The sequence below is a fragment of the Monashia sp. HAY1-2A genome (genome assembly GCF_056755315.1).
Genome location: NZ_JBNDHY010000068.1, coordinates 1 through 23,475, shown reverse-complemented (window position 1 = coordinate 23,475; position 23,475 = coordinate 1). Strand labels below are relative to the sequence as shown.

Below are 23,475 nucleotides of genomic sequence, written 5' to 3'. Positions count from 1 at the left end.
TCGGCCTGCGAATCCGGGTAGGCGACGGAGAGCAGACGCTGGTCGGGTATGAACCCTCTCGTGGCGCGGTGTATGTCGACCGGACCCGGAGTGGGAAGAACCCTCATCCGGAGTTCCCTGGCCGCCACGAGGGCCCCGTAGACCTCGACGACCGCTTCCTCAAGCTTCGGATCTTCGTTGACAGTTCCTCTGTCGAGGTGTTTGCCGGAGACAGAACCCAACTCACCGATCTGATCCTGCCGTCGGCTGACAGTCAGGGCTTCGCCCCTTACGCCAAGTCGGGTGTCGCGTGGCTCGAGAGCCTCTCCATCTATCCCATCGCGAGGGTGTGGCCGGATGAGGTCGAGCGGATCACGGACGTGATCACCGGAGAATGGGCGAGCACCTCCCGCGGCTTCGTAGGCTCATCGCCGGAGGCTGGTCTGGCGATCATCGAAAGGCCTCCTCCCTCTCCTATCTGGACGATCGAGATCATCGGAACCCGAAACGGCAACCCGACAACACTTCTCGGCGAGGAGGCCGCCGGCCTCGTTATCGGCTTCGACCAGGATCCCCTCAACGGGGCGGTCATCTTGCTCGACCGTCAGGCGCAGGCGCTGACAATTGGACGCGCAAGCCAAGAGCACCCGCACGACGTCATCCCGATGCCGATCGCATCCAACAGGCCGTACACCGTGGCGTTCGAACAAGGACAAGGCCGCACGTGGGTAGTGATCGACGGAGAACCAGTCATCGCACTCCGAGAGGACGTGCGCGCCTCTGGTGCAGTTGCCCTCTATGTCCGAAACGCCGAGGCAATGTTTGTGAACAAAGGTCTCCTGCATGCACAGGCGGTTGACATCTGATCTGTGGCGCTGCGAGCGGTCGCTGGAAGGATGTGCCGCCTGCCAAGCCCTCCCCAAAGGCCCTGTGACGATGTGTGGTGAGCGTCGCCCATGGCCCTGAGCCGGACCACTGGGTCAAGCAGATTGCAGCGACTTGGCACCTGAGTCGTGCCTTCGTCCTCAAATGTCGGAATCGGCTTCGTGATGGCAGCGGCGGTGTATATGTCGCCTGTGTGGCCTTGAGGTGAACAAGACGCGCAGGCGCACGCTGCGCCACGCCTGCGCCCAACTCAAAACTCACCAGCAGTTTGACCGGTAGCCGCGAGTTAAGTAGCGCCGCGACGGGTCCCTCGCCAGCCATCCAGCCTGCCGCTGGTTGCAGACCTGGAGGGAGATGCCCCGCGGCGGCGGCCGTCCGGGGCCTGCCCGACGACCCTGGCACGCGGAGGCCACGCAGACCTGCGCCAATCCCTGCCACAGATCCCGTTCCTCCGACGGTCCCGCCTTCCACCGCGCCTCCAGAACCTCGTGAGCCGAGAACGAGCGGCCGGCGACGACGAGCTCTCGGGCCACCTTGAGCGTCTGCTCGGGAGGTAACGGCTCCTCCGACACCGGCTCGACACCCTGAGTGCCATAGGGAAGGGGGCGACCCAAGGCGTCGCGAGGCCGTGCCTGACGAGCTCGACCCTCGGCGTCCCGGTCACGATCAGCTGCTGCCATGGGGCCAGTCTCGCAAGACCGGCGCGGCATACAACGCCGCCAGCCGCCCATTGACGGTCGGCTAGCCCCGGGCGGTGCGTCACTGGGCGTTCGACCGTGGAATGAAGGCGCCATGCCCATCGATCCAGGCACTACCTCCGCTTGGGCAGGGGAGTAGCCGCTCGAGGCGGCTCGTCATCGGTGCCTACCTCCACTTGAAGTGGACGAAGACGCGACCGAAGTTGTTGGAGTCCTTTTCGACCCGGTGGTAGAGGGCCTTGATGTCCTTTCGATCCAGGAAGCGCAGAACCCGCTTCTTGAGCTGACCGGATCCTTTCCCTGGGATGATCTCCGCCAAGGGCGCCTTCTTCTCGATGGCCTCATCGATGATGGCCTTGAGTGCTCGCTCGATCTCGTCCCCGCGGTTGTAGATGTCGTGCAGGTCGAGTTTGAGCTTCATCCCGGGATCCTCCTCCCATCGCGTCGGCAGCGCCGGGCACCCAGCCGCTGCCGTCCGTTGCACGGGGCCGGCCACCTTCGGCGCCCCGATGCATGCGGCGGTTGCGGGCGAGGGCCCCGAGGTTCGTCGCCAGCACTCAACGTCCCCGCCTTCCACGGTCTGGAGGTCGATCCGCAACTGCAACACACCGAGCGGCACCCACGACGGAAGGCCGAGAAGCAGCGACCCGGGCGAGTCCCGGTATCCGGAGCAGCATGTGCTGGAGGAGGAGGGAGTCGCGTCATAACGCCGCTGGTGACCAACTCGCTGACGACCAGCTGCACCATGCCCATCGCTCGCTCCGACACCGGCAGCGCGTGTCGGGCCTTCACCGTGGTGCGGAAGTCGCGGGCCATGGCGCGGGCTCGGCGATCTCCGCGCTGTTCCCGAAGGCGGCACCGGCCCTGACCAGACGGTCGGCAAGCGGGTCCCGGCCCTCGTTTGGGCAGCAGCATCCATGGAACCCATCACGGCCGAATCGCGCAGCAGTGCCCACCCCGCACCCCCCGGAACTCCACGGCACGCGCCAACACACGAGGTCAGGGCGGCGCGTAAATCTACCGGCCATGTCTCCGGCGTCGAAGTGGGCCGACCGCATCAGATGCCTGTGCAACGAGGCCGGCCGTGCCCTTCTCAGTGGTGGTGCGGGCGAGGCAGCAGGGCGAACGCGCTCTCCGCGATTGAGGTCAGGCGGGCGGGACTGTGGCCGTACGCGCCTACGACATCGGTCCCGCGGATGATGGTCAGCAGAAGGTAGGCAAGGTCGTCGGGATCTGCGTCGGGGTCGATGTCGCCGTTGCGCTGCGCCGCTCGCACACACTCGGCCACCGCTGTCGCGACCACGGAGAAGCAGTCGTTGGCGAGGCGTTGCACCTCGGGGTCGGAGGCGCCGAGCTCCAGGGCCATCTTGGCGGCGAAGCAGGCCGCCGCCGCCCGGTCGGGGGCGGGGGGCACGTCGGCGGCGAGTGGCACCCCGTTGACGGCGCGGAGCAAGTACCCGTGCAGTCGTTCCATGGCGCCCTCGTCCGGTCCCGCGAGCGCCTTCGGCGCAAAGTGCCCCAGCCGGGCGAAGTACCCGGCCATGGCCTGCAGCAGCACGCCGTGCTTGCCGTCGAACGCGGCATAGAGGCTGCCACGGCCCAGGCCGGTGGCGGCGCTGATGTCGTCGACGCTCGTGCCGTTGTAGCCCGTGACGCGGAACTGCCGCTCGGCGGCATGCAGGACGTGGTCCCGGTCGAAGCTTCGTGGTCTCCCCATACACATGAAGGTACGGCCCACCTGCAGTATTTGACAACTCAGTACAGAACGGCTTAGGTTTTCGACTGTTCAGTACAGAACCATCTTGGCGACCCCAACTGGGCAGGACGCAGTCATGCCCCCAACCGAAGGAACCAGCATGCAGACAGCTCTCCCAGTTGCCCTTGTGACGGGCGCCTCCTCCGGGATCGGGCGGGCGGCAGCACTCGCCCTCGTGGGCGCGGGCTTCGCGGTCGTCGGCACGAGCCGCAACGCGGCGAACGCCGCACCGCTCGCCGGGGTGACGTTCCTCGATCTCGACGTGGCCAGCGACAAGTCGGTCCGCTCCCTGGTCGAGGAGGTGATCGGGCGGTTCGGCCGGATCGACGTCCTGGTCAACAACGCTGGCGTGGGCGCGGTCGGCGCCGGTGAGGAGAGCTCGGTAGACCAGACCAAGGCGGTCTTCGACATCAACGTCTTCGGCCTGATGCGGATGACCAACGCAGTGCTGCCCCACATGCGCGCTCAGGGCAGTGGCCGCGTGGTCAATGTCTCCTCGGTACTCGGTCTGATCCCAGCTCCCTTCATGGCTGTCTACGCCGCCACCAAGCATGCGGTCGAGGGCTACTCCGAGTCCGTCGACCATGAGCTTCGCGAGCACGGCATCCGGATGCTGCTGGTCGAGCCGGCGTACACCAGCACGAGTTTCGAGGCGAGCAGCCTGGCACCCGACTCGCCCCTGCCGATCTACGCCGCACAGCGGGCGGCCTCCCGAGACGTGCTGGCCAGGGCCGTGCGCAACGCCGACGACCCGGACGTTGTCGCGAAGGCGATCATCGCGGCCTCCACCGATGCCAAGCCCAAGCTCCGCTACACCGCCGGCTCGATGGCCGCACGGGTCAGCCTCCTGCGCCGGATCGTGCCCTCGCGCGCCTTCGACAGACAAGTCCGCAAGCTCAACCGACTGGCCGGTTGACCCCGCAGGACACCCGGCGCCAGAGGAGACGCACATGTCCACAGCCAAAGACACCGAAGCCAACATCAGAATCTCTCGTCCGACCGCTCGCGGAACGGGTCGCGGCATGGGCCGAGTAGCGGACCACGCGACCCTCGCGGCGACACCACCGGGATGGGCCACCCAGAACTCGAAGGGCTGACCGAACCATGACTGAAAGTGAAAGGCAGGAGACCATGGCTGCGACGACTCCTCCGTACGAGAGCGACGCACTGGCCGAGGAGACCGTCGACGCGGTGGTGATCGGCGGGGGCGCCGCAGGGCTGAACGGTGCACTGATCCTCGCCCGCTCCCGCCGCTCGGTCGTCGTGATCGACAGCGGCTCCCCGCGCAACGCGCCCGCGGAGGCCGTGCACGGCCTCATCGCCCTGGACGGCACCCCGCCGTCCGAGATCCTACGGCGGGGCCGGGAGCAGGTGCGCCAGTACGGCGGACGCGTCGTGTTCGGCGAGGTGGTCTCGGCCGAGTCTGCCGCCCCGTCGGCGGACGGGGACCTGCGGTTCACCGTCACCCTGGCCGACGGCCGCAGCATCACCGCCCGCCGCATCCTGGTGGCCACCGGCCTCGCCGATGTGCTGCCGGAGGTGCCCGGGCTCGCCGAGCACTGGGGGCACAGCGTGGTGCACTGCCCGTACTGCCACGGCTGGGAGGTGCGTGATGAGCCCATCGGCATCCTCGCCACCGGCCCGGTCTCCATCGACCACGCGTTTCTGTACCGTCAGCTGACCGAGGACCTGACCTACTTCACCCACGGCACTGACCTGGATGAGGACAGCCGCGCCCGCTTCGCTGCCCGGGGCATCCGCATCATCGACACCCCGGTCACCGAGGTCGTCAACGACGAGCACGGTGCCCTCGCCGGGGTGCGCCTGGCCGACGGCCAGGTCGTGGCCCGCCGCGTCCTCGCGGTCCTCGCGCAGCTGCAGATCCGCGCCCAAGGCCTGGAAGGTCTGCACCTGCCGGTGCAGGACCTGCCGAACAAGGGTCGCGGATTCGCCTCCGGCGTGGCCGGCTCCACCGAGGTGCCGGGTGTGTGGGTGGCCGGGAACGCCACCGATCTGGTCGCCCAGGTCGGGGCCTCCGCAGCGGCCGGCGCGCTGGCCGGCGCCGACATCAACAGGATGCTGGCCATCGCGGACACCGACGCGGCCCTCCAGGGGATCGCCGAGGTAAGCCCAACAGGCGCCGCACGATGATCATGAGCCATGAGATGTCAGCCCGTCACCCGCTCGCCTCACCTTTATCGGCGAGGAAACCGATCAGTATTCCAAACGGTTTCAGCCATGCCCAGCAAGCAAGGGGAAAAGCTACCCCAGCCCAAGACGCAAAAAACCTATGGTTCCCGCTCAACTAGCCTGCTACACAGTGGATCACGGTGAACGCCGCAATCGTGATCAGTGAGGCCGGCGCCTAGAGGCCATCGTCGTGCACGGCGGGTTGCGGTGGGCTGGGGAGGTGTCATGAATGGCACGGACGAGGCGGGCCCCAGCGGCACCACCTCGGTCAGGGCCGTGGTGCTCGATGTCGTGATCGTTGTCGTGCTCCGGTGGGTGCTATGGGTCACCGTCGATGCAGAGGCCGAGAAGGTAGTGGCGGCATCCGGTCACGGACGGCTTGGGGTCATGGTCATCGAAGGCGTCCGGCCCGCCAGGGGCACGGACATCCCGGTCGGCACGTTCATCGAGTTGGACGGCACCAGGACCACTCCGGTCGCGTGGCAGGATCGTCCGGCCGCCGTGGGTGACCGCAGGCAGGGGGTTCGTGTTGGAGATCGGGCGTGGGCGCCCGGGGTGCGGCTTGGAATCTGGGATGTACTCGTGGCCGCCACCGTGATGGGCGTGTTCGTGTGGCGGGTGCTCAAGCTGGTGCGCCACTGGCAGGGGCTCCCGGCCGACACCGCCCGCCTGGCGGGACCGGCATAGCCCGCCTCAGCCAGCATCCGGCGGCAGCGGCACCGGATCAACCACGCCGCCGAATGCCTCATCCGCCCCTGTCCGACGAGAGACCAGGAGGGTCCGCACGAGTGGGGACCACGAGCACGCGTTGGGAGTAACGAATCAACAGCGACGCTCGACCTGAGGGCAGCGCCAGATGCCAGCGTCATACCGCCGCGATCAGCGCATCCTGCCGCTTCGTGAACTGCCGCCACCATCCGAATCAACGAAGCGCCCCCTGTGCGGTGTGAGCCGGCGTGCAAATTTCAGGCGACGCCCTGCAGTGCCTTCCCGGGCCTGTTATCGCGGTCGCAGTTCCGGGCACGAGGCCAGCGCGGCCATGCCAAATCGCGTCCGAATCGAGGTCGTTGCCGCCTTCAGGTCACTTTTCAAGCCCCGTCAGGGGAGTTGCGGATCTACTTGGCCTCGCTCGTAACGTTGTCGAAATCCCTGTGCTCCGCAGCCTGGCCCGACTGCGGGATGCTCGCCTCGAGGCGTGTGCCACCTTCGCACGGGCTCGTCACGACCAACCGGCCGCCCATCGTCTCGATCCGGTCGGTCAGGCCGAGCAGGCCTGAGCCGGACGGATCCGCCCCGCCGACCCCGTCGTCGTCGACGACTGCCACGATCAGGTCCGGTTCGCTGGTGATGGTCACGCGGCAGCGGGTCGCGCGGGCGTGCTTCGCCACGTTGGTCACCGCCTCGGAGCAGAAGAAGAGCAGCGCTCCCTCGACCGCGTCGGGGAGGCGTCCGGCATGCACTCCGACATCTAGCCGGAACGGGAGGTGGCCTGCCATGTCACGCACCGCCGCGTCGAGGCCACCCTCCACGAGCGCCTCGGGGCGTACCCCCTTGGCGAACGTCATGAGGTCCTGCTGCGCACGCACGACCTCCTGGCGCACGAGAGCAAGGTGCGGGTCACTCGCAGGTCCGACCACGACGTGGTCCAGGAGGTCGGCGACACGGGCGAGCCGTCGTTGCGCGCCGCCGGCGAGCTCGTCGGCGATCTGCGCCCGCTCGTCTCCGACAGCCGCGACGATGCGTCGCCTCGACTCGCTCAGCTCGTCCACGCGCGAACGGATGTCTGCGAGCATCTGCGCGTTGGTCATGGCGAGCCTGGCGGCCGTCGCGACTCCGCTCACCAGCCGCGGGTCCTCGAGCAGTGCCCGGTCGTGGACCAGCACGGCGACCGGTCGGCCCTGGTCGTCGATGGGGGTGGCCGTGCGCTCATGGTCCTCCACCGGCAGCTCGACGGGCTCACCCTGGTCGTCGGCGTATGCCGCCCGCTCCGCGATCCAGTAGCCGACCGTGAGACCGGGGTCGCCCAGGGCTCGACGCAGCCGTCCGGTCAGCCCGCTCGTGTCGGAGGTTCCCCCGAGGTCGGCGACGAGGTCGCTCAGGGTCGACTCGGTCCAGCGACCCCAGCGCAGGTCGGCAGCCAGCACGACAGCGGCGCCCGCGACGACGGCGTCGTATGCCAGCAGGACGGGCACGACGATGTCCCAGGCCAGCAGCTGGTTGAGCGCGCTCGTCACGAGCACGGCGGAGAACCCGAGGGCAGCCCACAGGGCCGGCCGTCCGGCCTTGCGGGCGGGGCCTGTGGTGCGCACGAAGACGTCGATCGCCGCTGCGGCGACCAGCAGCGCGAGTACGAGGGTGAGTGCGGCGGTCGGCACGAACGCCTCGACAATGCCCAGGGCGTACGCCGCCCCGACGACAGCCGTGACGTAGCGGCGCCTCGAGTGCCCCGTCGGGTAGGTGAGGTGCAGGTGCACCAGCGGACCACGGTGGAGGAAGACGGCTGCGGGCAGGACGCTGCCGACCAGCCACGTCGCCCCGACGAGCAGGATCAGCCGGGCGACCCTGCCGAACCGCAACGACGCGAGGCCGGCAGCGATCACGACAACCCCGACCAGCAGGTCGATTGCATGAAGTAGACCGATCTCGGCCATGGGTTACCCGGTTAACCGGCCCAGCGCAGAGCCGCTGAGCTCGCTCTTGTCGACGAAGCCGCGAGCGGGGCTGTCCGCGATACGCGCACCGTAGGAGCTGCGGCTGCGCGTGGAGGTGAGCACTACGGCGCATCTCGGAGCTTTCTCCACGATGCGCTGGGACACGGCGAACCCGTCGACGTCCGGCAGGACGAGGTCGAGCAGCACGACGTCGGGCAGCAGGCGGCATACCAGCTCAGCACCGGAGGAGCCGTCCGCGGCCTCCCCCACGACGTCGTAACCCTCTGCCTCGAGGAGAGCTCGTGCGAAGGCTCGGAAGCCGGCGTGGTCGTCGATGATCACGAGGGTGCGTGTCATGGCGCCTTCCTCGTCAAGGTCCACGGGTGCAGGGTCCACACGACTCTGGCGTCACACGGCCAGGAGCCCACGGGTGTGAGCGTGAGGGTCCTGCCGTCGAAAGTGAAGGTGGCGGTCAAGAGGTCCCGGCGTTCAGTACCGGCCGGATAGTTTGCCGTGCTCTTGAGATCGGTCAGCTCGAAAGTATTGCCCTGCACTCGGTAGCTGCCTACCCATCCCATGCGGCCGATCGCCGCAGCGCTGACTTCGCTCTCGTACTCCGTCACTGATCCGCCGTCGAGCGTGAACCTCAGATACCAAGTCAGGGGGTGGCTGGGCGCGTCGAAGACCTCCCGGTTGAGATGGTGTTGCCCCGGCTGGCCGTCGCAGAGGTGGCGGTCGTCGGGGGAGAGCACCGTCTCGTACGTCCCGTCCGGCACTATCGACTCACGTGGCTGAGCCGGGAGGGACCGCCGAACCCAGGGATTGGTCGTCCAGACGGCGGCGTCGCCGCAGGAGCCGCCGGTCATGTCGCGCAGCCGCAGGGCAGTCCCGTCGAAAGACCACCTCGCGGTGAGGTTGTCGATCTGGACCCGGTCGCGGAAGGTGGAGTAGACACCGATGTAGACGACCTGCTGGGGCGCAGTCTGGCTGTCGATACGTTGACGCATGGTGAGTCGGTCGCCAAGTACCTCGAGCGAGTACCACGACTGGCGCCCGGGTGTGCCCTGCGTCGAGCCGTCCGTGCACTGCGACCTCACGTCGTTCTCCATCACCATCTCGTAGGTCCCGTCGGGGAACGACCCATCGCCGACGCCGGATCCATGCGCTGGACAAACCGAGACGTCCGGCGGCGCGGCGACGGCGGCCCGGAGAGCGGTGAGCCGGTCGAGCATCCGGGCATTGCCCGGGTCGTGCGCAATGTCGTCGTAGACCGCTTGGACGAGCCGGCGCAGGGCGGCAAGCTGCAGGTCTGACGAGGGCAGGAACGCGACACCCTGGCCACACAGCTTGGCGACGGCGGAGTCTGCCTCGCTCCGCGTCACGGCGAGGGCCGCCGGGATCGCGGTCCTGGCGGCGTTGCGCAGGACCTCCCGCTGGGGGTCGGTCAGCGCACGGTAGGACGCCTCGTTGAGGACCACCGCCATGGCTTGGGGCCAGAGGTTGACGTTCGCGGAGACGTACTTCGCCTCGAGTCCGTAGAAGCCGCCGACGATGTTCTCGACCTGCTGCTCGTACGCGTCGACCCCGGCGAGGTTCCCGCCGGACGGCATTCGTGTGAAGGTCGCCCCGAGGGCTATCGCCGTGGCCTCCGGTATCTCACCGCCCTGGATCCCCAAGTCGATGTCGCGGAAGTCCGGGCGCTCTCGGAACGGTTTGCGCACCCCGAGCACCTTGCGCATCGGACCCGGCAGGACGGCGACCGCCACCATGCCGTGCCCCTCGAGGCCGCGCGCCATCTCAAGCGGGATCCCCTCCGAGAAGATGCGGTTTTGCACCGCTTGGCTGTCGACGAGCAGCGGCGCCATGAGCGGCTGGAACGAGGTCACGCCGATCAGGTCGAGCGACCGCACGCCGACCCAGGCACCCGGCAGACGACCGCTCGTCACGTCCTCGAGGGTGTGCTTCTCGAAATCGACCTCGCCCTTACGCCAGTAGTCCTTGAAGTGAAGGCGCAGGGACCCGTGCGACTGCTTCTGCACCTCTGCGGCATACGCCTGGACCTGCAGGGGCGCACCGTCGTTGAGCTGAGCGATCTCCAGCACGGTGACCTCTTGGAGGCCTCCGCCACCGGCCCGGTTGGGTGTAGACGAGGTGCAACCCGCGAGGCCCAGTACGACGGCAGTCACGAGCGCCAGGGTCGACCTCGTATCTCGGGTCATGGCCGGCACTTCCCTTCGGTGCCTGAAGGCTCTGATTGTCTCGCTTCGAGGCCAGTGTCGTCCCCCCAACCGGTCAGGCGAATCAGTGCCAACACTGAGTCACGGAACGCGCCCCGGGTGGATTCTGGATCCCATGAGGGCTAGGCAGAACGTGCGATTGACTTCCTCGCGGCGGATCGCCGCAGGGCTGGTCGCCGCGCTCACGTAGCGATGTCGTAGGGAAGAAGCCATGGGTGCGGCAGTAGGCCGGCCTTCGGGCCAACCTCCGGCGGTGGCGATCCATGCCACCCAGGTCATGTGGTCTGTCGTGGCCCTCGCTCTCGTGGCGAACGTTGCGTGGCTGACGATGCGCGTGGTCGCCGCGTCGCCGGGCTTCTCCGACAGCGGCGACTCGACCCTGTCCGAAGTTGCTCTCAACGGCACGGTGGCACTGCTGGCCTCCGCGGGGATCGTGCACCTACTCACCCGACCGGCGAACCCGTTTGGTTGGCTGCTGATCCTCGTCGCCACCCTCCTGCTCGCCACGGAGTGGGACATCCCCGGCGCGACAGCGGCCGGGTCGCTTTCTGCTGCAGTGTTTTCGCTGGGTCTGCTTCTCACCATCGCCGTGCCGGCCGCCGCGACGTGGGCGGTGCTGGCGTTCCCGTCCGGACGTGTGGGCGGCCGAGTGGAGCGTTGTCTGCTCGTTGCCGGGGCCCTCGTATTCGTCGGCGCGCTGGGACTCGTGCCTGCTCTGTTCCTCGACCCACAGGCCCAGGGCTGCTCGGACTGCCCGACGAACCTGCTTCTGGTGCGGGACGACCCCGACCTGGCAGCGGCGTCGTCGCGACTGGCGATGGCGGCCGCTCTCGCGTGGGCCACCATCACGATGCTGCTCCTCCTCCTTGGCCTGGCACGGATGAGGCCCGCGTCGCGCCGGGCGCGCGGCGCGGTATGGACGATCGGCTTCCTCTACCTGCTAGCCGTCTCGGCGCAACTCGTCCGGAGCCTGGACCGCGGCTTCGTGGCTGGATCGTCGACGGACCAGGGCCTGTGGTGGGTGCAGCTCGCAGGCCTGGCCGCGCTGGCCCTCGCCGTCGCCTTCAGCCTGCTGCGAGCGCGAGCCATGCGGCGCAGCGTCACCGGCCTGGTCGTCGACCTGCACCGTGAGGTGGCGGCCGGCGGCATGCGCGAGGCTCTGGCCGAATGGTTGCACGACCCGTCGCTGCAGGTCGCGTATCCGGTCGACGGGACCTATCGCGACGTGGACCTCGCGTCGGTGGACGTGACGGCCGGGCCCGGACGGGTGACGAGCCGGCTCGTCGAGGACGGCCAAGAGATCGCGGTTCTCGTGCACCGCCCCGGCCTGTTCGACAACCCGGATGCCGTTCGTGAGGTCGTCACGGCGGCTCGGTTGGGCCTGGAGAACGAGCGGCTGCGCGCCGAGGGACTCGCCCAGGTGCGCGCTCTGGCCGACTCGCGCGTGCGCATCATCGAGGCGGGAGACCGGGAGCGGCGCAGGCTCGAGCGCGACCTGCACGATGGCGCCCAACAGCGCCTCGTGGGCCTGTTGCTGGGTCTGCGCCTGCTGCGGACGACGACCGGAGAAGGACACCACGGCGAGGTGGACGAGGCGGAGGCGGAGATCCGGGCGACGTTCGAGGACCTCAGGGAGCTGGCCAACGGACTCCATCCGCACGTCCTGCTCACCGAGGGGTTCGCCGGCGCATGCGCGGTCTTGAGCGAGACCATGGACGTCCGTGTCGTCGACGTCCCGGACCGGCGGTTCCCCGCGGTGGTGGAGACGACGGCATACCTGCTCGTGGCGAGGGCGGCGGCCGCGGGACCCACCACGGTGTATGCCGTGCACGACGGTGACGCTCTACGGGTCCGCGTGGATGTCGCTGCGGCGGATGTCGGCCTCGACGGCCTGGAGGACCGCGTCAACGCGCTCGGCGGACACCTCGATGTCCTGCCCGACGACAAGGACCGCCGGATCGAGCTCGAGCTGCCGCTCGCGGCGACGGGGGCCAGCCCGGGGGCCATCCTCGGGGACGGTGCCCCGAGGTGACCTGTGCGCAGGTAGGGACCGAGCCAAGGTGTCTCATTCACGAGAAGGAGGCTTCGTGCGAGCCGTTGTGGCCGACGACACGCTGCTGACGCGCGAAGGCGTCGTTGCGCTGCTCACGTCCGGTGGAGTCGACGTGGTGGGCCAAGCCGGTGACGCCATCACCCTCATGAACCACGTGCGCGTCTATCGGCCCGATGTCTGCGTCGTGGACATCCGGATGCCTCCGACGCACACCGACGAGGGGATCGTCGCAGCGGCCGCGATCCGGTCCGAGTTCCCCGACACCGGGGTGCTGGTGCTGTCGCAGTACATCGAGTCGGCGTACGCGTTGCGTCTGATCCAGGACCAGCCCGAAGGTATCGGCTACATCCTCAAGGAGCGGATCTTCTCGGGCGACGTCCTCGTCGACAGCCTCCGGCGGGTGGCCGAGGCCGAGACCGTCGTCGACCCGACGATCGTCGCGCGGCTGCTCCACCGGCGTCGCACCGATGATCCGGTCCAGGCGCTCAGCGAGCGAGAGCGCGCGGTCCTTGCTCTGGTCGCCGAGGGCCTGACGAACCAGGGCATCAGCAGGCGGTTGTTCATCACCGACCGGACGGTCGAGGCGCATGTGCGCCAGATCTTCACGAAGCTGGGGCTCGACGAGTCGTCGGAGAACAACCGCCGTGTGCTGGCGGTGCTGACCTACCTGCGTAGCGCCTGACCGAGGAGCTGGAGGTCCGGTTAGGACTGACCGACTCCGGTGAAGGAACCTGCGACCTCCGCTGTGCGCCGTGTGAAGTGGACCGCGGTGCCATTGCGCCCTTCACGTCCCCTCGCGATGCCACCGATGCGGGGAAACACCAAGGTGGCGGTATGCGGATCGAGTGGTGGTCCGAATGTGGGAAGTGGCCTCCAAGTCGACTCTGGAAGTGGGACATCCGCAGCCCATCCCAACACCACATCGCTTGGCTCCCAGGCGAATTCGTCCTTCCAGGAGAGTGCCATGAACCTTCGCAACGCCGCCATCTCAGTCGTCGTCTCCGGCCTGTTGGCCATTCCGGCCGCCGCCACCGCTTCGCCAGCGCCGGATCCACCGACACGCGACGCGACTGACACGGTCCAGGTGGCCATCGACCAGCTCAACGAGGCCTACGCCCAGGCGCGGCTCTCGGACAAGCGCAGCATCCACAACGAGATCGTCCTGTTGGTCAACGTCGGCCGGGCAGCGCTCTGAGAACCCAGCCTCCAGCCCCGACGCCAGATGCCCGGACCCTGCAGAGCGCAGGTCCGGGCCTCTCCTGTGCCTGACCCGTTGATGTTCGCCGTGACGAATCGTCTGGACAATGGATCGACTTTTAGGCCTGAGCACACCGCACGGACGTGCCCAAGTAGCCGTCCTCAACAAGCCGACCTGTAGCTGTGGCGGGAGGCGCGTCTTACCGCCGCCACTGCCCTGGCGACCGCCTGGCTGCCATCACCGAGCGTCATCATGATGGCGTCACCGCGTGGGCTCAGGCCCGTCACCTTGCGCATGAAGACGAACTGGGCGCCGAAGAGCGAGGCCTACTCCCAGGCCCGCAACGCCAGTTCACCGCCGCTGATCCCCCGAGGGAAGCCCAGGTAGTTGCGGATCATGGAACTCGTACCGGCTTGCCCCCCGATCGCCAGCGGCTCGAAGACCACCGTGCGCAACCCCTCGGACGCCCCGTACACCGCGGCTCCCAGACCTGCAGGACCGGCCCCGGCTACGGCGAGGTCATAGACCCCGGGCGAGGGCTGGGTCTCGATCCCGTGCGCGGCCGCCACGTCGGCGAGGCTGGGATCGTGCTGCACCGAGCCGTCGTGGTGGATCACTGCAGGGAGGCGCTGCAGGTCAAGCGCGAACTCGTCGATGAGCCGCAGGCCGGGCTCGGAGTCGGCGGCGTAGAACTCGAACGGCACGCTGTTGCGGGTGAGCAGGTCACGAAGCTCGTGACTGCGAGGGGCCCTTGCTGGCCCGACGGGAGAACGGCCGTGCCCAAAATCGACAGCCTCCAAGGCACGGTGGGTGACCTCCGAGCCGCCGACCCGACGCTTCACTGTCCGCACGCCTCCGGACCGCATCAGGGCGCCCGCGTCGCTTCGTGATGGCGTTCGGCCACCCTTGACCCGGCCTCTCCGACGCGCTGGCTCCGCTAACGGGTCGGTGGCTCTTTCTGGCCCTCCTACGATGCGCCCATGATCCGAAGGCGCGCGTACCCCGTGCGCATCTACAGCAAGACCGCCCGGCGACGATCACGACCGACCCCGAACGCCGCCGCGCAGTCCTCGAAAGCGTGCGTGACACGGTGGCCGCGACTGTGTAGATCCAAGCGCAGGTGGTGCCTGTCGCTGGTCGCTGCGACGTTCTGGGCGCGGCTGCCGCCAACGAGGTCGCCCTTCCCTGGCGCGACGAGCATCCACGGGTCGCGACCGGATGCCCGGGCTCACGCGTGCTGAGGAGCCGGCGTCCTGACCGGGGCCTCGGCTTGGAGGTGGTAGGGCAGGGTGACGACGACGCCGGGCACGGTGAGCAGCCGCAGCTTGATCCGCACGGCGCTCTGGTTGTGCAGCAGCCCCTCCCACCATCGGTCGACGACGTACTCGGGGATGAAGACGACCACGAGGTCACGCGGGTTGTCGGTCCTCATCCGCAGCACGTGGTCGATGATCGGGTCGGTGATGTCGCGGTGGGGCGAGTCCAGCAGCGTGAGGGCGACCGGCAGGTCCTGCGCTACCCAGTCCCGCTGGAGCTCGCGCACCTCGTCCGGGTCGACGCAGACGGTGAGCGCGGTGAGGCTCGAGGGGCGTGTGGCGCGGGCGTAGGAGATCGCGCGCAGGACCGGCTCGTTGACCTTCGATACGAGGACGACGGCGTGGACGCGGCTCGGCAGCACGCGCGACTCGGAGGCGGGGCGCAGCTCCTCGGTGACCTTGGTGTAGTGCCGTGACACCCACCGCATGATCAGGCACAGCAGTGGGACCGCGATGACGACCAGGTAGGCGCCGCCGGTGAACTTGGTCGCGAGGACGATGACCAGGACCAGTCCGGTGAACGTGGCGCCGACCGCGTTGATGGCCCGGGCCACGTTGATCCGGGTCCGGACGCCGGGCGCGATGACGACGTCGAGCTGACGGTTCCAGTGGCGCACCATGCCCAGCTGGCTCAGCGTGAAGGAGGTGAAGACGCCGAGGATGTAGAGCTGCAGGAGCTGGTCGACGTCGGCGCGGTAGACGGCCAGGAGCAGTCCGGAGACCAGCGCGAGGGCGACGATGCCGTTGCTGTAGGCGAGGCGGTCACCGCGGTGGCCTGACGATGGTGCTGCGCCTTCCCGCGGCCCAGGGGGTGCCCGAGGCCTCTGACGCCGACCGCGCCGACCGCGCGACCGCGCCGACGGCGCCGACGGCGCCGACGGCACAAACCATCACAGCGACGGCAGTGATTCCACCGACGCCGCCCAGGCAGGTGACCGGTGAGACGCGTCCTCGTCGTGGACGACGAGCCACAGCTGCTGCGTGCGCTGCGCATCAACCTCACGGCGCGGGACTACGAGGTCCACGTGGCCGCCTCCGGTGCGGAGGCGCTGCGGGTCGCCGCGGAGGTCGAACCCGACGTCGTCGTGCTCGACCTCGGGCTGCCCGACCTCGACGGCGTCCATGTGATCGAGGGCCTGCGGGGGTGGACCGACGTGCCCATCATCGTCCTGTCCGGCCGGCAGGGCGGACCCGACAAGGTGGTCGCGCTCGACGCGGGCGCCGACGACTACGTGACGAAGCCCTTCGGCATGGACGAGCTCCTGGCGCGCATCCGCGCGATCACCCGACGGGTCACGGGCGGCGAGCCGCAGGTGGTCCCCACGACGGTATTCGGCGACGTCACCGTGGACCTGTCCGCGAAGGTCGTGACCCGGGCGATGGCATCCGGCGAGCCCGAGCGGGTCCGCCTCACGCCGACCGAGTGGGCCCTGCTCGAGGTGATGGTCCGCAGCCCGGGCAAGCTGCTGTCCCAGCGTCACCTGCTCACCGAGGTCTGGGGCGCGGCCTACGTCAACCAGCCGGCGAACCTACGCCTCTACATGGCGCAGCTGCGCCGCAAGCTCGAGCCCGAGCCGAGCCATCCGCGCTTCCTGCTGACCGAACCGGGCATGGGCTATCGCTTCCAGCCGTGAAGCATCACGACCCTCAGCCGCCCCGGGCGCTCCGGCGGTGACGGTGAGCACGGCGCCCGACGTCATCACTCGCCGCGAGGTGGACGACGGCAGGGGCACAGCCCCAGCACGGCCGCGGTCCGCTCGACCTGGAGCACGCTGGTGAGCGGGTGACCTGGTCGCTTCCTGCGTGGGTCGGGGCACATGCCGGCCTTGGTTGTCTCCGACGCAGCGCGGCGGGCGAGCAGGGGCTTGACGTTGACGCTGCGTCAAGGTTGGACGCTTGCCTCATGACCATGACACCAGCCATCGACATCGTCGGACTGACCAAGTCCTACGGCGACCACGCGGTGCTCCGGGGCGTCGATCTGAGCGTCCCGTCCGGCACCATCTTCGCGCTGCTCGGCTCCAACGGCGCCGGCAAGACCACCACCGTCAAGATCCTGTCGACCCTGCTCAAGGCGGACGACGGGACCGCCACCGTCAACGGGTTCGACGTCGCCACCCAGCCCGCGAAGGTCCGCGGGTCGATCAGTCTCACCGGGCAGTTCGCCGCCGTCGACGAGGTCCTCACCGGGCGGGAGAACTTGCTGCTCGTAGCTCAGCTGCGACGACTCGAGGACCCGGGCGGGGTCGCGGACGGGCTGCTGACACGGTTCGCGCTGACCGACGCGGCCCGGCGCAGGGTGGCGACCTACTCCGGCGGCATTCGCCGTCGCCTCGACATCGCCATGAGCCTGATCGGCAACCCGCCCGTGCTCTTCCTCGACGAGCCGACGACCGGGCTCGACCCGCAGTCGCGGATCGAGGTGTGGAAGACCGTCCAGCAGCTCGCCGGCCAGGGGACCACGGTGCTGCTCACCACGCAGTACCTCGACGAGGCCGAGCACCTGGCCGACCGGATCGCGATCCTCCACGAGGGCCGGATCATCGCGAACGGCACCCTCGCCGAGCTCAAGCAGCTGCTCCCGCCGGCCACGGTCGAGTACGTCGAGAAGCAGCCGTCCCTCGAAGAGATCTTCCTCGCGGTCGTCGGCCACGGCGATCCCGTCACGTAAGGACCCCGCGATGACCACCCACTTCCTCAGCGACACCTCTGTCCTGCTCAAGCGCTCGCTGCGCCACATCCTGCGCAGCCCGGACACCATCATCACCACCGCTATCACGCCCATTGCCATGCTGTTGCTCTTCGTCTATGTCTTCGGTGGCGCGATCGATGTCGGCGGCGGCAGCTACGTCGACTACCTGCTGCCCGGGATCCTGCTCATCACCGTGGCCTCCGGCATCGCCTACACCGCCTTCCGGCTCTTCACCGATGTCTCGACGGGCATCGTCGAACGCTTCCAGTCGATGCCCATCGCCCGATCGGCGCTGCTGTGGGGCCACGTGCTGACGTCGGTCGTGGCGAACCTCGTCTCGCTCGCGCTCGTCGTGCTCGTCGCGCTGGCGATGGGATTCCGCTCTGGCGCAGGGGTTCTCGCGTGGCTTGCGGTCCTCGGGATCCTGGTCCTGTTCACCCTGGCGCTGACCTGGTTGGCCGTGATTCCCGGGCTGACCGCGAAGTCGGTCGACGGGGTGAGCGGGTTCTCCTACCCGCTGATCTTCCTACCGTTCATCAGCTCGGCGTTCGTGCCCACCTCTGGCATGCCCGGTCCCGTGCGTTGGTTCGCCGAGCACCAGCCGGTCACCTCGATCGTCGACACCATCCGCGGCCTCTACGCCGGGCAGCCGGTCGGCAACGACGCCTGGATAGCCGTCGCCTGGTGCGTCGGCCTGCTGGTTGTCGCCCACACCCTCGCGAGGCGCACCTACCGCAGCAAGATCGCCTGACTCGGCGGGAGGCGACGACGGGTGGACACCGCGAAGCGCCATGACACCGCCGCGGCAGGAGAATGACGCCATGCTCACCATCAGCCAGCTCGCGTCGTACGCCGGCGTGACGGTACGCGCGGTCCGGCACTACCACGCCAAGGGGCTGCTGCCCGAGCCCGGGCGCGACCACTCCGGCTACCGGCGCTACGACGCTGCCGCCGTGGTCGAGCTTGTCAAGATCCGCACCCTGGCCGACGCCGGCGTACCTCTGTCGCGCGTGCATGAGCTGCTCACGGCACGGGACGAGGAGTTCGCGATGGCCGTCGAGGACATCGACCGCCGGCTGCGCGCCGAGATCCGCCAGCGCCGACGTCACCGGCAGCAGATCGCCAAGCTCGCGGCCGGCGAGAGCCTCACGCTGCCGCCGGAGGCCGTCGCGTACCTGGACCGGATGCGCCAGCTCGGGTTCAGGGAGCGGCTGATCGAGGTCGAGCGCGACAGCTGGATCCTGATCGCCGGCCAGATGCCGGATGCCGTGCCGGCCCTCATGGCCATCAAGCACGCCCAGATCGAACACGACGGGCTGCGTCGGCTGTATCTCGACATCGGAGACCTCGCCGACTGCGGGCCGGACGACCCGCGGCTGCCCGCGCTCGCAGACCGGGTCGCCGCCTTCATCGAGGCCGCGGCAGCCGAGGCCGTGGGCATCGAGGACGAACATCCCGTCAGCGAGGACCTGGTCGCCCTGTTGGACGCGGCGTTCGTCGAGTCCTTCCCGTGCGCGAACCACCTGCTGGAGCTCCTCGAGGAGCGCGGCTGGACGGGCTGGACCAACATCCGGCGCATGCACCCCGCGGTCTGACCCCCCCGCGGCATCGTCCGTCGACACCCGTCTTGCCGCGACCAGCGGGGATGCGTGTCTCGGCATGAGAGACCTTTTCCTATGGAACTGGTAGGTCTTGGCGTTGTCCCGCTACTGTCAGGACAGGTCACGAGATCCAGTGCCAAGCCCCGGCTCGCTGGACGGCAACCCTTCCTCGCGATGGGGTGCCCCGGGTGATGACACGGCGGCCGCCGACCGGTGGTCGCAAGCGCGAGGCTTTCTGCCTCACGTCTCTTCCGAGGACGACTCATGAACCACATGCTCACCGGCCGACGCCACGTCGACCTGCGGCGCGTGAGCAGCTCCCTCTGTCCCGCCTGAGCAAGTCCCCCGAAACGCGGCTGCGCGACGCCACGAGGATGTCCTGCTGCCCGCCATCGCCGCATCGCGTCTTCGCGCAGCGACTCGCGGACATGCCTGAACGACGTCGATCCGCGGCCGCCCGCGGACGCGCCTACAGGCTTTCCGCAGCCGGCCTGCTGACCACCTGCAGCTGACGCGGAACGCCCGCCTGCTCCCCGAGTCCCGGTACGGCACTCGCCTCGGCATGCCCTCCCGGCGCGCGGATCATCACGGCTGCCCTTCTGACCCAGCCGCCGGGACCAGCCCTGCCTCCGCCTGACCCGCCGACGCCACTTGCCCGTCCATTCCCGCAGAAAGAAGCACCGACATGAAGAAGTTCCCCACACGGATCCTCGCCCTTCCTGCCGTGACCCTCCTCGTTGCCGGACTGGCCTCGGCCTGCTCCTCCGCCTCCGGGGCCGAGCAGAAGGAGTCGGGCCCCGTCACGCTGCGCTACCAGGGATGGGCCAACTCCGTCACCCTCCCCGAGCTCGCCGAGGACCTCGGCTACTTCAAGGTCGTCAAGCTCAACTGGGTGGGCAACACCATCAGCGGTCCCCAGGACATCCAGTCCGCGGCGACGAACCAGACCGACTACGGCGGCGCCTTCGCCGGCGCGGTCGTCAAGCTGATCACGGCCGGCGCACCGGTCAAGGCCGTCATCAACTACTACGGCGAGGACGCGAAGACTTTCAACGGCTTCTACGTCAGGGCCGACAGCCCCATCCGGACGGCACGGGACCTCATCGGCAAGAAGATCGCCGTCAACACGCTCGGCGCGCACAGCGAGGCCGTCATCAACACCTGGCTGCAGAAGAACGGCCTCACACCCGACGAGATCAAGCAGGTACAGCTCGTCGTCGTGCCACCGAACGACACCGAGCAGGCCCTGCGTCGGGGTCAGGTCGACGTCGGGACGCTCGGTGGTGTCCTGCAGGACCACGCCGTCGCAGCGGGCGGACTGCGCCGCCTGTTCAGCGACTACGAGCTCTTCGGCGCCTTCAACGGCGGCCAGTACGTCCTACGCGACGAGTTCATCAAGGACCACCCGGACGCCGCCAAGGACTTCGTCACCGGCGTCGCCAAGGCGATCGAGTGGGAGCGCACCACCCCGCGTGAGCAGGTCATCGCCCGGTTCACCAAGATCATCGAGCAGCGCGGCCGCCACGAGAACACCGACAACCTCAAGTACTGGAAGAGCGTCGCGGTGACCGACCGCGGCATCATCTCCGACACCGACTTCACCCGCTGGGGCAGCTGGCTGCAGGAGAAGGGCTTCCTCAGCGGCAAGAAGCTCGACCCCGCCAGCTACTACACGAACGAGCTCAACGGGCTCGCGAAGGCTGGGTGAGCTCGGTGAGCACCCAACAACACCAGGGAAACCCGCCCACTCCCCGCATCTGCCTGCGGGGCGTCACCAAGGACTTCCAGGTCCGCCCAACCAAGGACACCCCGTCCGGCCGCGTGCTCCGTGCACTGGAGGACATCACTCTCGACGTGTCGGCGGGCGAGCTGCTCACCCTCGTGGGCCCGAGCGGGTCGGGCAAGACAACGCTCCTCGACATTCTCGGCGGGCTGAGCGAACCCACCGCGGGCGAGGTCCTCGTCGACGGCAGGCCCGTCGCCGGGCCGGGCCTGGATCGGGGCATCGTGTTCCAGCAGTACGCGCTCTTCCCGTGGCGCACCGCGCTCGGCAACGTCGCCTTCGGGTTGGAGGGGCCACAGTTCCGCCGGCAGGGGCTCGGCAAGAAGGAGCGCCTGGATCGCGCGCGCGAGTACCTCGCCCTCGTGGGTCTCGGCGGGTTCGAGGAGCGGTACCCGCACGAGCTGTCCGGCGGCATGAAGCAACGGGTCGCCATCGCACGCAGCCTCGCCTACGAGCCCGGGATCCTGCTCATGGACGAGCCGTTCGCGGCGCTGGACGCCCAGACCCGTGAGCAGCTCCAGGACGAGCTGTTGCGGATCTGGGGTGCCACGGGAACGACGGCCGTGTTCATCACGCACGGCATCGAGGAGGCGGTCTACCTCGGCCAGCGGGTCGCGGTGCTCAGCTCGCGGCCGGGTCGGCTCAAGGCGGTCGTCGACGTCGACCTCGGCGACCGCACCCTGGGCGCCGAGCGCGACCTGCGCTCCGCGCCTGAGTTCGTCGCCTACCGGCACCGCCTCTGGGAGCTGCTGCACGACGAGGTGGCCAGCGCCCAGCGAGCCGGCCACCAGAAGATCCAGCCCGACGGCACCGAGAGGGCAGCCTGATGACCACGACCCACACCATCGACTCCCTCCCCGCCACCGACGCCATCGACGCTGCCCCGCCCCCCGAGGGCCCCGGCGCCCTGAACCCGGACGGCGAACCGGCTCGCGGCGACGGCGCGAGCGCGGCCGCGCCCCGCCCCGGGGGATACAGGCGTCGGCTCTCGAGGATCCTGCGCGCCGCCAAGGTGGCCCTATGGCGGTCCGCGGCGATCGTCGTGTTCCTGCTCGCGTGGGAGCTCGTGCCACAGTTCCTCCTCGGTGAGGACACCCGCGTGTTCCTCCCGCCGCTGCACGACGTGCTCCGAGCCCTGCTCGACGCCATCTCGAGTGGGGAGCTGTGGGACCACCTGTCGGCCAGCCTGACCCGGTCGGTCACGGGCTTCAGCATCGCCGTCACGGCCGGCATCGCCCTGGGCCTCGCGCTCGCGTGGTACCGCAAACTGGCGTCGTTCCTCACACCCCTGCTCGAGCTGTTCCGCAACACCGCCGCGCTCGCCCTGCTCCCGGTGTTCGTCCTGCTCCTCGGCATCGGCGAAACGTCCAAGATCGCGATCGTCGCCTACGCGAGCTTCTTCCCCGTGCTGCTCAACACCATCGCAGGTGCCACCACGGTCGACCCGCTGCTGATCCGAGCCGCCCGCTCCCTGGGGCTCTCGCAGGTGCGCCTCTTCCAGAAGGTGATCCTGCCCTCTGCCGTCCCGACCATCTTCACCGGCATCCGGATGGGAGGCACCGCCTCGATCCTCGTGCTCATCGCCGCCGAGATGGTCGGAGCCAAGGCCGGACTGGGGTTCCAGATCGTCAACGCCCAGAGCAGCTTCCTCATCCCACAGATGTACGCCGGGATCCTCACCGTCTCCCTGCTCGGGCTCGCCGTCAACGTCGGCCTGGTCCGCCTCGAGGCGCACTTCTCCAAGTGGCGCACCTTCGCGCCCAGCCGCTGAGCACCCCAGTCGAACAGACGACCCACCCGAACACCGCCACCCGAAAGCCGCCCAACCGAACACCCGCACGACCACCCACCCACATAGGAGAAGCATCATGACCACCACTACCGACCGCACCCCGACCGCGTCCGCCACCCCGGTTGCTGAGCCGGCGGGTCAGCTGACCGTGCGCAAGCTGGGCGCCCACATCGGCGCCGAGGTGTCCGGCGTCGACCTGACCCAGGACCTCGACGCCGCGACTATCGCGGGGATCCGCGCCGCCTTGCTCGAGCACAAGGCCCTCGTCTTCCGCGACGCCCCGCTCGACGACGCGGGCCAGCAGCGGTTCGCCGGCTACTTCGGCACACTCACGACGGCGCACCCGACCGTCCCCGCGGTCGACGGTGCACCGCAGGTGCTGCCCGTCGACAGCGAGCGCGGCCGGGCCAACCAGTGGCACACCGACGTCACCTTCGTCCAGGCACCCCCGGCTATCAGCACGCTCGTGAGCCACACCGTGCCCGAGTACGGCGGCGAGACCCTCATCGCCAGCTCGGCGGCGGCCTACCGTGCCCTGCCGCAGCCCCTGCGCACCCTCGCGGACCAGCTCTGGGCCGTGCACACGAACGAGTACGACTACGCCGACAAGGCCGTCGAGTCGTTCGACGAGAAGTCGAAGGGCT

General features: G+C 68.9%; 24 protein-coding genes and 1 riboswitch. Of the genes, 16 read left to right on the top strand and 8 right to left on the bottom strand.

Features of this window, described 5'->3' with window-relative positions; all coding sequences use genetic code 11:
* Positions 1 to 845 (top strand): glycoside hydrolase family 32 C-terminal domain-containing protein (locus tag ACPYOM_RS11885; protein WP_481346110.1); only part of this gene is annotated, 845 nt, incomplete at its 5' end.
* Between the two features lie 276 nt (positions 846 to 1,121).
* Here the strand turns inward: ACPYOM_RS11885 and ACPYOM_RS11880 are convergent.
* From ACPYOM_RS11880 to ACPYOM_RS11870, 3 genes are all read right to left on the bottom strand, one after another.
* Entirely contained in the window at positions 1,122 to 1,544 is a 423-nt protein-coding gene (locus tag ACPYOM_RS11880) for a DUF309 domain-containing protein (RefSeq protein ID WP_481346109.1), read from the bottom strand.
* A 184-nt stretch (positions 1,545 to 1,728) separates the two neighbouring features.
* Positions 1,729 to 1,983 (bottom strand): Smr/MutS family protein, encoded by a 255-nt coding sequence (locus ACPYOM_RS11875; RefSeq protein ID WP_481346108.1) that lies wholly within the window; start codon positions 1,981 to 1,983, stop codon positions 1,729 to 1,731.
* Between the two features lie 672 nt (positions 1,984 to 2,655).
* Positions 2,656 to 3,279 carry a TetR/AcrR family transcriptional regulator gene (locus ACPYOM_RS11870; RefSeq protein ID WP_481346106.1) on the bottom strand — a complete coding sequence of 208 codons (624 nt, stop codon included), beginning with the start codon at positions 3,277 to 3,279 and terminating at the stop codon, positions 2,656 to 2,658.
* Between the two features lie 139 nt (positions 3,280 to 3,418).
* Here ACPYOM_RS11870 and ACPYOM_RS11865 point away from each other — a divergent pair, with 139 nt between their 5' ends.
* From ACPYOM_RS11865 to ACPYOM_RS11855, 3 genes are all read left to right on the top strand, one after another.
* On the top strand, positions 3,419 to 4,234 hold the full coding sequence (locus tag ACPYOM_RS11865; protein WP_481346105.1) for an oxidoreductase: 816 nt from the start codon (positions 3,419 to 3,421) through the stop codon (positions 4,232 to 4,234).
* A gap of 215 nt (positions 4,235 to 4,449) precedes the next feature.
* A complete protein-coding gene (locus ACPYOM_RS11860) occupies positions 4,450 to 5,469 on the top strand; it encodes an NAD(P)/FAD-dependent oxidoreductase (protein ID WP_481346104.1) in 1,020 nt (339 codons plus the stop codon).
* A 264-nt stretch (positions 5,470 to 5,733) separates the two neighbouring features.
* Complete coding sequence (locus ACPYOM_RS11855) at positions 5,734 to 6,195, top strand: hypothetical protein (RefSeq protein ID WP_481346103.1); 462 nt, start codon at positions 5,734 to 5,736, stop codon at positions 6,193 to 6,195.
* Between the two features lie 428 nt (positions 6,196 to 6,623).
* Here ACPYOM_RS11855 and ACPYOM_RS11850 read toward each other — a convergent pair whose 3' ends face one another.
* From ACPYOM_RS11850 to ACPYOM_RS11840, 3 genes are read right to left on the bottom strand one after another with little or no spacing between them, the layout of a single operon-like run.
* Complete coding sequence (locus ACPYOM_RS11850) at positions 6,624 to 8,108, bottom strand: sensor histidine kinase (protein ID WP_481346102.1); 1,485 nt, start codon at positions 8,106 to 8,108, stop codon at positions 6,624 to 6,626.
* Positions 8,109 to 8,162: 54 nt separating this feature from the next.
* Positions 8,163 to 8,516 carry a response regulator gene (locus tag ACPYOM_RS11845; RefSeq protein WP_481346101.1) on the bottom strand — a complete coding sequence of 118 codons (354 nt, stop codon included), beginning with the start codon at positions 8,514 to 8,516 and terminating at the stop codon, positions 8,163 to 8,165.
* On the bottom strand, positions 8,513 to 10,345 hold the full coding sequence (locus ACPYOM_RS11840) for a TRAP transporter substrate-binding protein (RefSeq protein WP_481346100.1): 1,833 nt from the start codon (positions 10,343 to 10,345) through the stop codon (positions 8,513 to 8,515). Before ACPYOM_RS11840 ends, ACPYOM_RS11845 begins: the two co-directional genes overlap by 4 nt.
* A gap of 304 nt (positions 10,346 to 10,649) precedes the next feature.
* Between ACPYOM_RS11840 and ACPYOM_RS11835 the strand changes: the two genes are divergently transcribed.
* The 3 genes from ACPYOM_RS11835 to ACPYOM_RS11825 all read left to right on the top strand — a co-directional run bounded on the left by ACPYOM_RS11835 (position 10,650) and on the right by ACPYOM_RS11825 (position 13,644).
* The gene (locus ACPYOM_RS11835) at positions 10,650 to 12,428 is read left to right on the top strand and encodes a histidine kinase (protein ID WP_481346099.1); all 1,779 of its coding nucleotides are present in this window, start codon (positions 10,650 to 10,652) and stop codon (positions 12,426 to 12,428) included.
* Between the two features lie 55 nt (positions 12,429 to 12,483).
* Positions 12,484 to 13,131: a response regulator transcription factor gene (locus ACPYOM_RS11830; protein ID WP_481346097.1), complete on the top strand. Its 648-nt coding sequence runs from the start codon at positions 12,484 to 12,486 to the stop codon at positions 13,129 to 13,131.
* Positions 13,132 to 13,413: 282 nt separating this feature from the next.
* Entirely contained in the window at positions 13,414 to 13,644 is a 231-nt protein-coding gene (locus tag ACPYOM_RS11825; RefSeq protein WP_481346096.1) for a hypothetical protein, read from the top strand.
* Between the two features lie 329 nt (positions 13,645 to 13,973).
* Here ACPYOM_RS11825 and ACPYOM_RS11820 read toward each other — a convergent pair whose 3' ends face one another.
* Both ACPYOM_RS11820 and ACPYOM_RS11815 read right to left on the bottom strand, forming a co-directional pair.
* Positions 13,974 to 14,351, bottom strand: a complete 378-nt coding sequence (locus ACPYOM_RS11820; protein ID WP_481346095.1) for a hypothetical protein — start codon at positions 14,349 to 14,351, stop codon at positions 13,974 to 13,976.
* 524 nt (positions 14,352 to 14,875) lie between these two features.
* Positions 14,876 to 15,847 carry a hypothetical protein gene (locus ACPYOM_RS11815; protein ID WP_481346094.1) on the bottom strand — a complete coding sequence of 324 codons (972 nt, stop codon included), beginning with the start codon at positions 15,845 to 15,847 and terminating at the stop codon, positions 14,876 to 14,878.
* A 54-nt stretch (positions 15,848 to 15,901) separates the two neighbouring features.
* Here ACPYOM_RS11815 and ACPYOM_RS11810 point away from each other — a divergent pair, with 54 nt between their 5' ends.
* The 9 genes from ACPYOM_RS11810 to ACPYOM_RS11770 form a co-directional block, all read left to right on the top strand.
* Positions 15,902 to 16,597: a response regulator gene (locus tag ACPYOM_RS11810; protein WP_481346093.1), complete on the top strand. Its 696-nt coding sequence runs from the start codon at positions 15,902 to 15,904 to the stop codon at positions 16,595 to 16,597.
* A 269-nt stretch (positions 16,598 to 16,866) separates the two neighbouring features.
* On the top strand, positions 16,867 to 17,634 hold the full coding sequence (locus ACPYOM_RS11805) for an ABC transporter ATP-binding protein (protein WP_481346092.1): 768 nt from the start codon (positions 16,867 to 16,869) through the stop codon (positions 17,632 to 17,634).
* A gap of 10 nt (positions 17,635 to 17,644) precedes the next feature.
* Positions 17,645 to 18,406 carry an ABC transporter permease gene (locus tag ACPYOM_RS11800; RefSeq protein ID WP_481346091.1) on the top strand — a complete coding sequence of 254 codons (762 nt, stop codon included), beginning with the start codon at positions 17,645 to 17,647 and terminating at the stop codon, positions 18,404 to 18,406.
* 70 nt (positions 18,407 to 18,476) lie between these two features.
* Positions 18,477 to 19,250 carry a MerR family transcriptional regulator gene (locus ACPYOM_RS11795; RefSeq protein WP_481346090.1) on the top strand — a complete coding sequence of 258 codons (774 nt, stop codon included), beginning with the start codon at positions 18,477 to 18,479 and terminating at the stop codon, positions 19,248 to 19,250.
* A gap of 125 nt (positions 19,251 to 19,375) precedes the next feature.
* Positions 19,376 to 19,488, top strand: a riboswitch (SAM riboswitch).
* Between the two features lie 32 nt (positions 19,489 to 19,520).
* Positions 19,521 to 19,592, top strand: coding sequence for a putative leader peptide (locus tag ACPYOM_RS11790; protein WP_481346111.1), 72 nt, complete (start codon positions 19,521 to 19,523; stop codon positions 19,590 to 19,592).
* Between the two features lie 349 nt (positions 19,593 to 19,941).
* Positions 19,942 to 20,964: an ABC transporter substrate-binding protein gene (locus tag ACPYOM_RS11785; protein WP_481346089.1), complete on the top strand. Its 1,023-nt coding sequence runs from the start codon at positions 19,942 to 19,944 to the stop codon at positions 20,962 to 20,964.
* Between the two features lie 5 nt (positions 20,965 to 20,969).
* Entirely contained in the window at positions 20,970 to 21,866 is an 897-nt protein-coding gene (locus ACPYOM_RS11780) for an ABC transporter ATP-binding protein (protein ID WP_481346088.1), read from the top strand.
* Positions 21,866 to 22,810 carry an ABC transporter permease gene (locus ACPYOM_RS11775; protein ID WP_481346087.1) on the top strand — a complete coding sequence of 315 codons (945 nt, stop codon included), beginning with the start codon at positions 21,866 to 21,868 and terminating at the stop codon, positions 22,808 to 22,810. The genes ACPYOM_RS11780 and ACPYOM_RS11775 overlap by 1 nt, the downstream gene beginning before the upstream one ends.
* Before the next feature lie 97 nt (positions 22,811 to 22,907).
* On the top strand, positions 22,908 to 23,475 hold a 568-nt coding region (locus ACPYOM_RS11770; RefSeq protein WP_481346086.1), incomplete at its 3' end, for a TauD/TfdA dioxygenase family protein.